This window comes from Paenibacillus selenitireducens, from assembly GCF_002021565.1.
Taxonomy (GTDB): domain Bacteria; phylum Bacillota; class Bacilli; order Paenibacillales; family Paenibacillaceae; genus Paenibacillus_K; species Paenibacillus_K selenitireducens.
In genome coordinates this window covers 42,046-57,832 of sequence record NZ_MSZX01000019.1, presented here as the reverse complement: position 1 = coordinate 57,832, position 15,787 = coordinate 42,046, and the positions used below count along the sequence as shown (strand labels likewise).

Annotated in this window: 11 protein-coding genes; 5 read left to right on the top strand and 6 right to left on the bottom strand. The window is 43.9% G+C overall.

From position 1 onward, the window contains the following. Positions 1–192: 192 nt before the first annotated feature. Positions 193–525 carry a rhodanese-like domain-containing protein gene (locus BVG16_RS29440; RefSeq protein WP_078502773.1) on the bottom strand — a complete coding sequence of 111 codons (333 nt, stop codon included), beginning with the start codon at positions 523–525 and terminating at the stop codon, positions 193–195. Positions 526–775: 250 nt separating this feature from the next. Between BVG16_RS29440 and BVG16_RS29435 the strand changes: the two genes are divergently transcribed. The 3 genes from BVG16_RS29435 (at position 776) to BVG16_RS29425 (ending at position 4,562) form a co-directional block, all read left to right on the top strand. Continuing rightward, positions 776–1,696 carry an AraC family transcriptional regulator gene (locus BVG16_RS29435; RefSeq protein WP_078502772.1) on the top strand — a complete coding sequence of 307 codons (921 nt, stop codon included), beginning with the start codon at positions 776–778 and terminating at the stop codon, positions 1,694–1,696. Between the two features lie 120 nt (positions 1,697–1,816). Next, positions 1,817–3,649, top strand: coding sequence for a class I mannose-6-phosphate isomerase (locus BVG16_RS29430; RefSeq protein ID WP_078502771.1), 1,833 nt, complete (start codon positions 1,817–1,819; stop codon positions 3,647–3,649). Further along, positions 3,639–4,562 (top strand): ROK family protein, encoded by a 924-nt coding sequence (locus BVG16_RS29425; protein ID WP_078502770.1) that lies wholly within the window; start codon positions 3,639–3,641, stop codon positions 4,560–4,562. Before BVG16_RS29430 ends, BVG16_RS29425 begins: the two co-directional genes overlap by 11 nt. A 125-nt stretch (positions 4,563–4,687) precedes the next feature. Here the strand turns inward: BVG16_RS29425 and BVG16_RS29420 are convergent, their stop codons facing one another. The 5 genes from BVG16_RS29420 to BVG16_RS29400 form a co-directional block, all read right to left on the bottom strand. Then, positions 4,688–6,916 carry an amylo-alpha-1,6-glucosidase gene (locus tag BVG16_RS29420; protein WP_078502769.1) on the bottom strand — a complete coding sequence of 743 codons (2,229 nt, stop codon included), beginning with the start codon at positions 6,914–6,916 and terminating at the stop codon, positions 4,688–4,690. A 44-nt stretch (positions 6,917–6,960) separates the two neighbouring features. Beyond that, positions 6,961–8,631, bottom strand: coding sequence for a glycoside hydrolase family 13 protein (locus BVG16_RS29415; protein WP_078502768.1), 1,671 nt, complete (start codon positions 8,629–8,631; stop codon positions 6,961–6,963). Positions 8,632–8,729: 98 nt separating this feature from the next. Beyond that, a complete protein-coding gene (locus tag BVG16_RS29410; RefSeq protein WP_408635397.1) occupies positions 8,730–9,617 on the bottom strand; it encodes a carbohydrate ABC transporter permease in 888 nt (295 codons plus the stop codon). 8 nt (positions 9,618–9,625) lie between these two features. Continuing rightward, positions 9,626–10,516: an ABC transporter permease gene (locus BVG16_RS29405; RefSeq protein ID WP_078502767.1), complete on the bottom strand. Its 891-nt coding sequence runs from the start codon at positions 10,514–10,516 to the stop codon at positions 9,626–9,628. A 21-nt stretch (positions 10,517–10,537) separates the two neighbouring features. Next, on the bottom strand, positions 10,538–12,250 hold the full coding sequence (locus tag BVG16_RS29400) for an extracellular solute-binding protein (protein WP_078502766.1): 1,713 nt from the start codon (positions 12,248–12,250) through the stop codon (positions 10,538–10,540). A gap of 240 nt (positions 12,251–12,490) precedes the next feature. Here BVG16_RS29400 and BVG16_RS29395 point away from each other — a divergent pair, with 240 nt between their 5' ends. Both BVG16_RS29395 and BVG16_RS29390 read left to right on the top strand, forming a co-directional pair. Next, positions 12,491–14,074: a response regulator gene (locus tag BVG16_RS29395; RefSeq protein ID WP_078502765.1), complete on the top strand. Its 1,584-nt coding sequence runs from the start codon at positions 12,491–12,493 to the stop codon at positions 14,072–14,074. Next, positions 14,037–15,749: a cache domain-containing sensor histidine kinase gene (locus tag BVG16_RS29390; RefSeq protein ID WP_158081835.1), complete on the top strand. Its 1,713-nt coding sequence runs from the start codon at positions 14,037–14,039 to the stop codon at positions 15,747–15,749. Before BVG16_RS29395 ends, BVG16_RS29390 begins: the two co-directional genes overlap by 38 nt. Positions 15,750–15,787 lie beyond the last annotated feature (38 nt).

Below are 15,787 nucleotides of genomic sequence, written 5' to 3'. Positions count from 1 at the left end.
CAAAACCGCCTGAACAGCGGGATCATCCTTTAAATCAGGTAACCGGTATTGCGCACCGCCCTAAAACATGCGAAAGCCCCAGACAAATGCTGGGGCTGTTTGCTGTCATACTGTATCTCGACGTCATAAACGGGGGCTGCCATTTCCAAAAATGATTTCTGGGACAGCCACTTCCTTTTTCCAAAAAAGATATTATTTTTTTGTTATTTCTGCCTGCCATGCACGCATTCCACCATCAACTGTGACAGCGTCAAATCCTTTCTCGCGCAATAAGATCGCACAACTTGTTCCAGAGTAGCCCCCTGAACATGTTACGTACAATGTTTTACCTTCAGCAAACTCTTGAATTTCAGCCTTGGTAGTCTCTGACCAATTGTTGATTTCGCCTTTTTCAATGTGGATGCGATGAAGGTTGCTATGTTCCGGGATAAACTCAGAAACGGTTGCTTGACCGCGGACATCGAGCAATAAAACTTCTTCAGTTTCTAATTTTCCAAACAGTTCATCAATTGAAATTTTGTCCATAAAGCATCACCTCTTGTTTATTTTACCGCATTTTTCATGCATAGTATAAGGTACTAGAACAGGCACTAACTTTTGGGACAAAATTACACTTTTTTTGCGTTAAATAGTTGTATTGAGTCAAACGTTTATATTACATACTTAGGAGAACCTCGTCTAGATAATATCATTCACCTATGATCGTGATTGACGTTCGCTTTGGCTTTACATATGTACTTTGCTAAATTTAAATCTTCATGTGGAGGATCTTTGAATGTCTTACGAAACCTATCGGAGAGCAAACGCACTTCTCAATCAGCACATATCGGAAATTACCAATGAACAAGTTTCTTTTCGTATTCATTACTGGGGCTTTATGCCCGAACATTATAACAACTCATTGCACCGTCATTCATTCTTTGAAGTATGTTATGTATTGCAAGGGGAAGGCAGTTATGAGGATGACGGCACAACCTATCCTTTGAGTGATGGCACCTTATTCTGTTCAAGACCCGGCATATGGCATCAAATTCGCAGCGAGCAAGGTCTTATCTTATTTTTCGTAGCATTTGAAATCGACGAACAGAGATCCTCAGAAGACTACTGCCGAAATGTTCGAAACCTAATTCACCGCGGCAAAGTCGTCGCTGATATGAAAGATGCTGAAATCTCTGCTCAGATTTGGCAAACCGTTTTTAGCTTAGTCGAAAACAAGAAACCGGTATTCAAAGATATGTTGAATTTACTTTGCCTTTCTTTGCTGTACTCTTTACTGCACAGTTTGTCGCCTGATCCAGCATTTGATCATGAATCTTTAGTCGAAGATACCGAAGAACATCGTCAATTTACACGAGCCAAACTCTATATTGAGGACAATTTATCCTCCGCAGTAAGCATTGAACATGTTGCAAAAGAACTATGCATCTCCACGCGCCATTTGTCTAGGCTCTTTCATTCCCAGTTGGGGCAAACCTTCGTACACTACGTTCAAGAACGAAGAGTGCAACAAGCGAAAGATTATCTACTTAACAGTGATCTCGCCATCAAAGAAATAGCTAAACTTACGGGGTTCGAGTCGGTTCATTATTTTACACGCGTATTTACGAAAATGCTAGGTGTTTCGCCTGCTAGATTTCGAAAATCGCAATTTACGGAAGGCAGACAAACGCGAAAACTACCAAATCATTTTGCATAATGCGTAATTCTTTTTTCATTCCATGTCCGAATTGTACAAAAAATAGGATTCTGTTTCTAAAGAAATCTTCGCAAACACTCCTTACAATGGGATTAATCATAATATAGGAGTGTGACATTCGTGTTTGAAAAAAGGCCGATTAACCCTATTCGCTTCCAACAGCATATCTCGCCAGGAACGGACGCCCCATTCGCCGAACCAGGACTGCAAAAAGGATTTGATGCAATCATAACGCCGCTTGTGCACTTCGCCAAAAATAAGCAGCAAGATATCATCCGAGTATCATTCGATGGTACCCATGGTGCTCTTTTCCAATCTGTTCTTCAAAGAACTATAGATACGCTGGAGAAAAACGGCTACGCCGTGCTTACCTTAGGTACCGATGGTTACATGAAAACGAGTGAGGCTTTGCGTAAGCAATTTCATCCCAATATTTCAGACAACCGTGCATTCGGATATTTCGCGGAAGGAACGATCGATGATTATTTTGAACCCGATGCGCAAGCTCAGGTATCAAGTTGGATGAACCAAGCCATTGCATCCTGCCCTGCCTCCAACTACCCGACATTCGTCATTACTTTTGGTCCAGGCGCCTATTGGCTTGGAAACGGACATTTCGATATCACCTACTATTTAGACGTTTCCCGAGAATACCAACAAATCGAACACAAGCTCCAGCTGCTTAATTTCGGCTTGAATTGGAATCGGGATGCGGTTGAGAAATATAAAATATCCCTGTTCGTAGAATGGCCGATTATGGAATCTTACCGCAAACAAATCCTTGACCAAATCCATTACTACATCGACATGAATCAACCGGCATCTCCGGTCATGACAACAGCCTATACATTACGAGAGATGGTCAAAGACATTGCGAAATCGCCAATGCGTGTCAAACCCTTCTTCGCACCAGGCGTATGGGGAGGCCAGTTCCTTAAAAAATTCGCGGATTTACCGAAGGATTGGATCAATTGTGCATGGAGTTTTGAACCTATAGCACCTGAGAACTCTATCCTATTGGAGTATAAGGGGACCCAAATTGAGCTTCCGTTTCTAACGGTAATGCACTATGAATACACGAATATTCTGGGAGATCGACTCGTCAAGCTCTTTGGAGATTACTTTCCGATTCGCTTCGATTATCTGGATACCATCGACGGGGATAATCTTTCTTGTCAGGTCCATCCGAAACAAGAGTACATTCGGGATAAGTTCAATGAGTTTATGGCCCAGCAGGAATCGTATTATATTATGGAGAAGAACGGCGATTCCAAAGTCTATTTGGGCTTAACAGAGCAATGCACGAAAGAAAGCTTTTACGATGCTGTTCAAACCGCCCAAGAAACGGGCGTCCCTATGCAGTTAACGGACTACGTGAATTCATTTGATGCAAAACAAGGCGACTTGTTCCTTATTCCTACAGGTACGGTGCATACATCCGGTAAAGATAATCTAGTCCTTGAAATCTCATCCACAACGTGGTGGTTTACATTTAAAATATACGATTTTTTACGTAAAGGATTAGATGGAAAACCTCGTCCAATTAACATTGATCATGCGTTTGATAATATTGATTTTCATAAAAAGACGGCGTGGGTGAGACAAAATCTTATCCCTGCGCCTACACTTCTTCAAACCCAAGGTGAAAATGAAGAATATTTATTAGGGCAGCGTGATGACTTATTGTTTTATGTTCGTCGCGTACATTTGCAGGATACATGGGAAGACAACACCAACGGTGAGATGGTTATGTACAATTTGGTGGAAGGTGAACAAGTTCGGATCGTGTCTCGTGCGGATGAATCGGTTTACGTGGATTTTAGATATGCGGAATCCTATATTTTACCGTCTGTTTTTGGAGAATACAAAATAGTTAACCTTGGCGATGCTCCATGCAAATTAATTAAAGCTGGCGTATCCGAATCTTGGGATGTGAGTCTCCTTGACGTATAACAATGTCATCGCCCTTGATGTGGGAGGGACTTTCATCAAGACGTGTATCGTTGAGAATGGCGTCCCTCTGAAATCTAGTTACAAACAGTTCCCCGCTCTTGCCGATCGGGATGCAGCAACGATTATCAACCAATTTATGACCATTATTAAAATACAGTATGAGTCCTATAACCTAACGAAAGAGATCCATCCAAATATCCGTTGGCAGATTGGAATTGCCTTTCCCGGTCCGTTTGATTATTCGCAAGGAATCAGTTATGTTCACGGGTTGAACAAATTCGAATCCATTTACGGAATCAATCTCAAGAAAGCATTCTATGCGCATTTAGAAAACATCCATGAGGAATGGGCACAACATTTACTTCACGTTCACATTCGTTTCGAGAATGATGCTCGGCTGTTTGCGCTCGGCATGAGTACCCTTTACCCAAGTGATCGCATCATTGCGCTTACGCTAGGAACTGGGCTTGGTTCTGCTTTTATTGATCATTCAAACATCATAAACCACGGACCAGGCGTGCCCGAAAATGGTTGGCTATACAATCAGCCGTTTCGCGGCGGGAGGATTGATGATCTGTTTTCGCGAAGAGGGATCTTACAAATGGCCCAACATGCAGGTGTACTTACTCCGGAAATGGACGTGAAAGATCTTGCCGATTCTGCAAAAGCGGGAAATGTCGCCTGCATGGATGTATTTTCCGAATTCGGAATGCTGTTAGCGGAAATGCTCCTTCCCTATATCCTATCTTATCAACCAACGATCATTATTTTAGGAGGACAAATCGCTAAAAGTTATGATTTATTCAAGGCCCCTCTTCTGCAACAACTCGGTTCTACAGGAGTTCAAATCATTGTTTCAGACAACTTGATTGATTATACGTTCATTGGCATCTTCAGGATGTTCCATGCGTGAATGGGTCATAGGCCGACGGTCAAGAAATAGACGAAAAAAGGGAGGACGCATTTCGAAGCGTCCTCCCTCTTCTATGGACCAAACAAATTCACTTGAACACCGATCCATTACGATTCGATCATAGGTTACGACTTGATAACCGGATGATTTTCCAAACTGATAGGCTTTGCAAACTCAACGTCCTTCAGTATTTGATCATTCCGTTCCTCTTGCTCCACACGGGATGCGGACGGCGCTGCAGCGATCTCCTGGATCACGTGGCCTTGCTCATCGCGAAGGGTCACCGTCAGCGTGGAACCGGCATGTTTTACAACCAGCTCCATGTTGGGCTCAATATCCATCTGTACCATCTCAAATGGCGATAGATCAATCACGGCCTTCAGACCCATCTGCTTGAACGTATATCGATACGTTGTTTCAAGCCCACGGGAATACGCAGCTTCAATCCGTCCATCCCCGATATTTACATGATAATCCAACGTCTGAATCTCTTCAGGAATCCTTGGCGCAAGCGTGAGCGTATGGTTAATCAAATCCGGACGGATACCTAAAAAGTACTGGTACCATACACGCAGCTGCTCGGCATTGGACCATGCTTGCAGATAGGCTCCCGTCAGTTTAGCCCACCGCTCTCCTTCATGAGGATAGGCATCCATATTTTCGCAAAGTCCGCCAACGACGCCTAGATTCAAGGCCTGCCAGTTCATGTTCTTGAACAGCTGATAGGCCGTCTCTTCCTGCCCCGCTTCAATCATACGCTGCATGGCAATCCCATTAAGCCATACCCAGACCGTTCCGTTATGGTAAGCTTCGTCTTTCGGGTAATGATGCGTTAAATGAAACGGATGAAAATAAGGATGATGCCGATCAAGTGAAGCAACCCCCCATGGATATACCAGCTCTTCCCATGCGGTGCGAATGGCTTTGGATTTAAAGTCATTGTCATCGAACATGTCAAAAGCAAACAATTGGTTGGGGCGCAACGAGAACTCTGGCTCGTCTGCTGCGTTCAGTCTGTCTGCTAAATAAGGGTGTGCTGGATCTCGGAAATCGACCTCAAAATGATGTTTCAATTGATCGGCAATGCCGTTCCATTTATCCACATTCACTTGATCCTTCATATATTCGGCAAAGTAAACGCCCGCACGCAATTGGTTATACCAGAGCGCTTGAATGTCATTCGCACGGGTATCTCGAGGTGAATATGAATTCAAATTCGTATCCCGCGCATCCATCCAAGTTTCATTGTCGGCGTGCATCAAATATCCTTTATCATCTACCCAATGTTTAATGGCACCTTCGATGCTGTTTTGTACAGCAGGGTAGAGCTCTTCGATAATTGCGGTGTCCCCTGAATATTTCACATAATCCTGTAATTGGATAATAAAACGCGGTGTACCGTCGGTTGTATGGTAATCAATATTTTCAGGGGCTAGAATATTGGGAACTCTACCGAAATAGATGGAATCTTCGTCTGTGTTCTGGAACTCGGCGAAGGACAGCAGGATATTTCTCGCGGTCTCGAATTGCCCTGTAACTAACGTGGCACCCGGGAGTGAAATGAATTGATCGCGCCCCCAGTACTCATTAAACCATGGCAGCCCGGCATAAATCCCATCCCCTTGTTGTCTGGTAACCAATTGATCCATCGTGATATTCAACCAATTCAAAGCCAAGGTAAGCGTATCATCCTGGCTTGTTACCTGTGCATTGTGGCGCAAGAAATCTTCCATCCGCTTCACGCGTTCCTGTTTCATGGCCGCAGCATGATGTCTTGCATGGTTGATCAGGGTGACTGCTTCGTCCGTCGTCTTACATACACCGATATAGAACCCGTCTGCGTTCGCTTCAGCTGTAATGATTTGATTTTCCATTTGCAAAGGTGAGAGGTTGATCGCACTTACAGCTACGATCCAATCCCCTTCCATAGAACGGAAGAAAGCGATCTGATCTTGTTGGTTCAGATAGGTAAGGTGCTCTCCCTTTAGTGCAATGCCAATGGTTCCCTGTGCGCCGATAAGACGGATTTCCAGCAGGTTTTGATGATCGAACATCCAGAGTTCTTCGGTCAACTCTTCATGCCTACGCACCATTTTATACGGGTAAGCCCAGACCTCTGCTTTTTGGTTATCAAGCAATTGATGGCTTGCGAATAAGGTGTACCCGCCAAAAATTCTATTCTTCGCGATATTCAATCCCTCAAAAAATGCATACTCCACATGATTGGTTTGATGCGACTGGGTAAAGTAAAATGCCGCCTCCTTATTCGTAAACGAAATCGCGCGATTGGCTTCACGCGGGACGAACATTTTCATGTCATCTAAAATCGATGTATTTTCTTGATTACAATTCATGACAATCCTCCTCGTGCACAGATTTATCAGACAAACAAAATTCCTTACAATGATCCCATGCAATAGACTCTAGCTTCATAAGGACGCAACGTGAACGAGTTCTCGCCATTCGCATAGTTAGAGAGCCATAGCTTCGCAGCAGTAAATTCACATTCTTGCTCGTTAAGTTCCACTACGTCCTCCGACAAGTTGGTGATGATAAGCACTTGCTCTTCGTTAAACGTGCGTGTATAAGCAAAGACCGTTGAATGTTCCGGCATCACAAGCTCATAGGTACCATAGGTGAATATCTCATTGGCTTTCTTCAGCTTGATCATCTTCTTATAGTAGTTCAGCACAGAACCTTCATCTTGAAGCTGGTCCTGAACATTCAGATGTTTGTAGTTTTCATTGACACCGAGCCACGGCTTCCCTGTCGTAAAACCGGCATTTTCTGCGGCAGACCACTGCATCGGAGTTCTGGAGTTATCCCGGCTGGACGCCCAGATCGTCTTCATGATTTCTTCATGAGGAACCCCTTCTTCCCGCTGGATCCGGTACATGTTGCGAACGGCAACATCGTCATATTCTTCAATCGTCTGAAACTTCACGTTCGTCATCCCGATTTCTTGCCCTTGATAAATAAAAGGAGTCCCTTGCATCAAGAAATACATGGTGGCTAGTGCCGTCGCGCTTTCAAACCAATATTCCTCATCATTTCCCCAAGTGGACACTCGTCTCGGCTGATCATGATTTTCGATAAACAAAGCGTTCCAACCGATGCCTTCCAGGGATTTCTGCCATTTCGTTAAAGTTCTTTTTAAGCCCAGTATATTCAGGTTTCTGCCTTCACTTGTATGATTCCACAGTCCCATATGCTCGAATTGGAAAATCATATTGAACTTCCCATTGTCCTCGCTGACCCAATCGATCAAATCTTGCGGGTTCTCGGCGCTCACACCATTGGCTTCTCCAACCGTCATAATATCGTATTTCGCAAAAGTCTCTTCTTTTAATTCTTCCAAATAGCGTTGGATGCCCTTCACATTCATATGTTTCGCATAGGAAGGTACATATTTCTGCTTGTTGGGATTGGGGATATCCCGCAGCCCTTCTTCTTTGTTAATGTGACTGATCGCATCCACACGGAAGCCGTCAATGCCCTTATCAAGCCACCACTTCATCATCTGATAGATGGACTGCCGAACTTCTGGATTACGCCAGTTCAGATCCGGCTGCTTGGCAGAGAAAATATGCATATAATATTGCTCTGTCGCTTCGTCATATTTCCAGGCGGAACCGCTAAAAATGCTTTCCCAATTATTCGGTTCTTTCCCCTCTTTACCATCTCTCCAAATATACCAATCCCGTTTGGGGTTATCTGTGGAAGAACGGGATTCAATAAACCATGGATGCTCATCGCTCGTATGGTTAATCACAAGGTCGATAATCAACTTCATGCCGCGCTTGTGCACTTCTGCCAGCAATTGATCGAAATCAGCCATCGTACCGAACTCATCCATAATGTCTTGATAATCACTGATATCATATCCGTTATCGTCATTCGGAGATTTATACATCGGACAGATCCAAATCACGTCGATCCCAAGGTCTTGAATATAATCCAGCTTGGATATCATCCCTTGAATGTCGCCGATGCCGTCTCCATTCGCATCCATAAAGCTTCGAGGGTACACTTGATAGGCTACTGCTTCTTTCCACCATGTTTTTTTCATTGTATATGTCAAACTCCTTTGAAATTAGCAGACCGCTATGAGAGCTCACAGCGGCCGGCTACAATACATTTTCTATTCATTTCTTGTTGTGCATACGTTTATTCTTTCACAGAACCAACAACAATCCCGGATACAAAATACTTCTGCATAAACGGATAAATCAAGAGCAACGGTAAGGTGGACACAACGATTTTCGCCGCATTCAGCGTCTTATCCGATATTTTGGCTAATTCCATGAGTTTCTCCGGATCCGTGATGTTCTGAACTTCCACACTCAACTGCTGGATATAGGTTTGGAGCGGATAATTCGCAGCTTTGTTAATATAAACCAAGGCGCCAAAGTAATCATTCCAATGCCCTACGATCGTAAAGAGTGTAACGGTAGCGAGCGTTGGCAGTACCACAGGAAGATAAATGCGTCCTAATATTCGCCATTGCGATGCTCCGTCGATCTTAGCCGCTTCTTCTAAAGATTTGGGCACCGCACGGAAGGCATTCATCAGCAGGATGACATTCCCGATCGGTACGGCTCCAGGCAAGATTAACGCCCAAATGGAGTCCAACAGATGAAGTTCTTTGACCACCATAAACGTAGGAATCAGTCCGCCAGAAAATAACATCGCGAAAATAACAAGATTCATGTATATTTTCTGACCACGGAATTGTCTCGAACTTTTGGATAACGGATAAGCTGTCAGAATCATGAGTCCTACATTCACAATCAGACCTAACACGACCCGCTCGACCGAGATCATAAACGAACGCCAAAACTGGGTATCTGACAACAGCTTCTCATACGAGCTGAACGTCGGATTCACCGGAAAAATACTCACAAGATTTGCGGAAGCCGCCGCATTGTCACTGAAGGAAATCGCTACTAGGTTGACTAAAGGAATAAGACAGGACAAGGTAAAAGCCAGCAACAATACCCAGATAATAATATCTGCAACACGGCTTTTGACGGTATGTACGTAAATGGGAGACACCCCCTTCTTTAGAAAATACGATAATCTGTAAGTTTCTGAGCCAATTTATTCGCAGAAAGAATCAAGATGATCCCGACGACAGACCGTAAGAGGCCGACAGCCGTACCCAAGCTATATTGTCTTTCTACAAGCCCCACCCGATAGACATACGTGTCAATAATATCGGCCGTTTGGTATACCAACGGATTATACAGATTGAAGATTTGGTCGAAGCCTGCATTCAATACGTTCGGGAGGTTTAAGGTCGTGACCAGCAAAATGGTAGGCATCAAACCTGGCAAGGTGACGTACCATAGCTTTTTAAACCGGTTCGCCCCATCCATGGAAGCTGCTTCGTAAAGTCCCGGATCGATTGCGGTTAAAGAGGCTAAATAGATGATCGAGCCGTATCCGAAGCCTTTCCATACATCCGTTAATATCAGCATCGGTCTGAACCAGGTATTGCTCGCCATAAACAAGACGGGGTCAATCCCAAACCAACCTAAAAATGCATTCACAGGACCTTCATAAGAGAAAATATTCATCACGACGGTAGCCAAGATGGCCCACGACAGGAAGTTCGGCAAATAAACAACCGTCTGCATGAACCGTTTGGCAAAACGTACACGAATTTCATTCAATAATAAGGCGAATACGATGGAAACAATGGTGCCCACAACAATTTTCCATAACGCGATGATAATCGTATTCGCAAAAATCTGCTTGCTGTCGGGAATTTGGAGCATAAATTTAAAATTATCCAGTCCTACCCAGGACGAGCCGCTAATTCCTTTGGCTGGAACGTAATTTTGGAACGCCATCACGATCCCAAACATCGGAATAAACGAGAAAATGATGAGAAAAATCATGCCGGGTGCGAGCATCAAATGGAACGCTGTCTGATCTTTTTTATTTTTCATTTCGAATCATCTCTTTCAACATCATTTGGCTGCAAGCGCTTCGTTGACTTCCTTCGTAATCAAATCGCCGCCGGTTTTTTTCCAGGTATCCACGAACTTATCGAAATCGTCAGGCGTTTGGTCCCCCGTTATGATCTTCAGATACATTTCAAGCTCCATTTTGGATAACGTTGGCCATTTGAGCGCCATAGATGCCGTACTTCCAAAAAATACGGGATTCACTTCTTTGATATTTGATTTCTCCACTAAGCTGGCAGTCGTAATACTGGCTGTATACCCGGCCCATGCGTTGGGATCTGGGGCTTTGCCGCTTTTCACACTATCTAAGTAACTCTTATACGAGTGATACGCACTGATATCGTTATTGCTCTTCAATTCACTTGGGTCTCCTGTTTCTAGCGCATGTTTCATGATCCCGACATTACGGTAAAAGGCGTCATAGTAATCGATGTTAATGACAATGGGAGATCCTGATACGTTTAACGCACTGTAATCGGAAAATTCCTTTAACGTTGCCTCGTCCTTTTCCTCATAACGTTGATAATCGTATTGAAGACTTACGATTTTGGCTGCGAGTTCAGGATGTTCGAAACCTTTGCGAACGACGAGGTAACTGCTGGATGGATTGCCTGTGAACATCGTAACCGAACCATCTTCGGATTGCGGTGCAACATAAGACACCCATTTCGCATCCTTGTTCAATTTAAGCGAATCCGCTACAATCCAGCTTCCCCACCAGTTGTCGATGAACGATCCGCTTTTTCCGCTTGTAAGTAAGGCCTTCCGATCATCCCCTGTACGCACGGCAAACTGACGATCGATCAAGCCTTTCTTGTACATATCAGATAGTTTCGTCAATGCAGGCTTCATCTCAGGTTGAATCGATCCATATACCGCATTTCCTTTGCCGTCATCCATCCACTGTTTTGGGAAGGCACCATACAACGCAAAAATATTATTAAATGTATATTGTCCGCCAGAAATGCCGGCAACGTTTTCATTATCAACCACAAGACCTACCGTTTTTCCGGCTCCGTTCCCACCGGGGTCTTTTTCTACAAACTCCTTGATAATGTGTTCAATATCATCCATTGTTTTCGGTTCTTGGAGTCCAAGCTTGTCCATCCAATCTTTGCGCAGCCACAGAATCCCAGGACCATGCGAGATTTCCGTGGTTGGCAGCGCCATCAATTTACCATCAAACTTCGCGCTGTCTAGGACACGTCCGCCATACGAATCATAAATCTCTTTAATACGATCACTGGTCGAATTTTTATAAGCATCCGTCAGATCTGCAATCAGGTCATTTTCGTAAAGTTGTTGCAAGGTGGAATAATCAGGCACCACCATAATATCCGGAATTTCACCACTTACGATCGCCATCGACACTTTTTGATTGTAGTCCTTGCCATCATTTGCTTCGAACTTGGACGTATTTTGGACGTTGAGTTTATCCTTGAAATATCTTGTCCATACATTGTTCGTCGCATTGTCCTTCGCATATGGCGATCCTGCCAGCAGCGTAAATTTTGTTGCCATCTGTCCCACGGAATACGTAACCGTCTCTGGATATGCGCCAAAAGGCGTCGTCATTGCTTCTTTCCACGCAGGGTCATTCAATTTTACACTAGACGTATTTGTGGTAGACGTGTCGGCCTTCGAACAACCAACCATAGCTACGGATAAAAGTGCTGCCAATAGGATGGAACATGTACGTCTGAATTTTACTGTCATCACAAGAACCTCCCCTAATGATATAAAATCTCTCTCGTAGGATAACGGTTTCAAAGCGCCGGCTTGCTTCAAAACAAATCTTATAGTTACTTTTTTTATTCTATCGTTCTCTGCTAAGAATCGTAAACGCAAAATAATTGTGATTTACACAAAAAAATACTTCATTTTACATCAGGAAATTGCTCATTCCCAAGATGGTATACTAAGATGATGTCATAACGTATCGAAAGGTGGACGCACATGTTGACCATACTGGTGGTGGACGATCATAAGGAAGAGCGGGAGGGAATCACGTTCCTCATTCAGGAACTCGGTTTCCCTCTCCACATGCATGTTGCCGAAAACGGTCGAAAAGCGCTCGAATGCTTGGAACGACATGCTATAGATATTCTGTTTACCGATGTACGGATGCCGATCATGGATGGATTGCAGCTTACAAAACAAGCACTGCACATGTACCCCAAATTAAAGGTGATCTTGTTCAGCGGCTTTGCCGAATTCGAGTATGCCAAGACCGCCCTCTCGCTCGGGGTCTCTGATTATCTGCTCAAACCCATTCATGTAGATGCATTCCAAAATACGATGGAAAAAGTGATTCGCGACTTAGCGAACCAACAGCAAGAAGCAGAAGCAACACAAAAAAAGCTGGCCTATGCCAGGAAACATGTGCTCTTCTCTCTGATCAACGGCGTCGGTGACCCTTCGCCCTCTCATGGACTATCTATCGGCTTGCCGAGCCATTATAATCGAATGTTGTTATTAGAATTTGAGAAAGATTTCTTTGAAAATGCCGGTTCGGATTTCGAAGAGTTCCTTCTTGGCTTGCTAGATACACCTGCGGATTATTTAAATCTTAACGGATGTCAAAGTCTGCTGCTGTTTCCCGAGCGTGATCGACCCTCTCGCTATTCTAATTCTGAATTATCGATGCACCTGCACAATCGTATCCTGGATACCTATAACGTGAATTGTTATCTGGCTATGAAAGAGGAAGTAACTTCGCTACAAGAACTAGCTCATATATTGACTCCCTTAGAGGAATTGATGGAATACCGGTTCTTCCTGCCAGATACTTTCATATTTGATGCGAAAAATGACTTGTATTTCACGGAGCAAATGATTCCTGACACGACCGATAGCTATCTGTTGGATCAGATTCGGAGTAATTTGAAGGATGAAGATATTTTTAGTCTACGAGCAAACACAGAGATCCTGTATCAGAAATATGTGCGTCAGGTTCAATTTTCGCAATTGTATGTGAAGTATATGTTCTCCTCGATCTATCAGGAAATCATGATCCATACGATGCCTTCATCGGAAATGAAACTCCAAGCTGCAATTGAGAGTATCTACAAGGCTGAAGATTTACGGGATATCAGAGATATTATGTTTGAAGGTATCGATCAACTCGAACAGGCTTTACCCGACTATGAACCTGCGCTGAACCGCGATGTGGAAGCCGTCAAACAATATATTGAAGAACATTATGCAGATGACCTGAGTTTGGAGCTGCTTGCGGCGAAGGTATATCTGTCGCCCCACTATCTCAGCTCTATTTTCAAGAAGAGAACGGGCTGTGGGCTCAATAAATATATTAAAAACGTACGGATGCAGAAAGCAAAGGATCTGCTGACAAATACGCATCTCAAAATATCAAATATTTGCAGCGCGGTGGGTTATCGTAATATTTCGTATTTCTGCCAGAATTTCAGAGATTTCTATGGACACACACCGGAGAAATTCAGACAGTCTAACCAGAAATCGCTTGAGCATCAGGAGGAACACCATGCAACCGTGGCGGGCACTTCAGCAGAACATTCATGACTTGAAGTTTCAAACCAAAATCAAGCTTGCTTTTCTGTTAATTAGTATGATACCTGTGATCGTATTGGGGGGCTTCTGCTTTCAAGAAACCCGATCCCTCCTGATCTCGCAGTCGAAATCCAATTTAAAGGCTGCCCTAAATCAAAGCGTTTTAACTTTAAACAGTCAACTGGACGGTTACAATAAGCTCATGAACTTTTTGAGCTTTAATCAAGAGATTGTCAATGCAGCCAACCATACATACACAAGTACATTTGAAATGTATGATCAGTTAAAAAATGTGATCGATCAGAATTTCTTTACGGCTCGTTATCTGAATACAGGCGTAGAACAAATTACATTGTACACGGGAACCAACCTGCATGAGCATGGGAATACCGTTAGACCCCTAGATGAAATTAAAAACAAAGATTGGTACCCGCCCGTGATGAAATCGGTCGATGTATTGTGGTTTACCGACAATAAAGATGTCATTAGCGTCCGCCGTATCATCAATACGAAGCAGAAGAACCCGAAAGAAAATGTATTATATGCACGCGTAAACTACAATACCCTATTCAAACCCTTTGAAGCCTTGCTCTCACAAGGTTCGGAGGTACTCGTCAAGGACGAAAATGGACGGACGATCTTTTCATCCGATGGCATAAAAGGATTCTCTTCTTCCCACATGGCACCCGACAACCCGATGGATGAGCTCCGTTGGAAGGGGAAGAAGTACACCGTATTGCAATCCGATATTCCGATCTCAGGATGGAACGTCATGCTATGTAAACCGACGAGTTTGATTACGAACTCTGCTTGGTGGATCGTCTCAACCGTCCTCGTTATGATTGCAGCTTGTATTGCCGCTGTTGCGGTAGCTGGCAGTCTTTTTTCCCGAAAATTCATTAACCGGATTGAGCGTCTACGCGATAACATGCGAACGGTGGAACAGGGATCGTTAGAGGTCACGGTAACTAGCCAATCCAAGGACGAGATCGGGGACTTAATCCGAGGATTCGGCAACATGGTCGACCAAACCAAAATGCTGATCGACAAAGTGTACGTCGAGGAGATCGCGCGGAAAGAGTATGAAATGAAAGCTCTACAGGCGCAGATCAACCCTCATTTTCTATACAATGCACTGTCGATCATTAATTGGCGGGCGATTCGAATTCGAGCGACCGATATCAGTGGGATGGCTCAGCACCTATCCACGTTCTATCGGACCACGCTCAATAAAGGCAATAACATGATTTCGGTTTCCGATGAAATTCTGAACGTACAGTCCTACATCCAAATTCAGCTCAATATGCACAGCAACAGCTTTGAGGTGGAATACAACATCGATGATGTCATTCTCCCCTACCATATGCCTAACCTGATGCTCCAACCTCTCATTGAAAATGCTATTATTCACGGCATCGAAAATAGAGAAGATGGCGGAGGTAAAATTGTTCTATCGGGTAATCTAGTAGACGGATGCATTGTCTTCGATGTAGAAGATAATGGAATCGGTATTCAGCAAGAACGACTCCCCCTCTTGCTTCAATCCCAGTCTAAAGGGTATGGACTCAAAAATGTGAATGACCGGGCCAAGTTGATGTACGGGCAAGAATATGGGTTAACCCTACGTAGTGTGGAGGGGATCGAAACGCAGGTCACGCTTCAGATTCCGTCAAAAGATATAAGCTAAAAAGACATCATGAAGCAGCGACCGCTTCTCCGTATTCC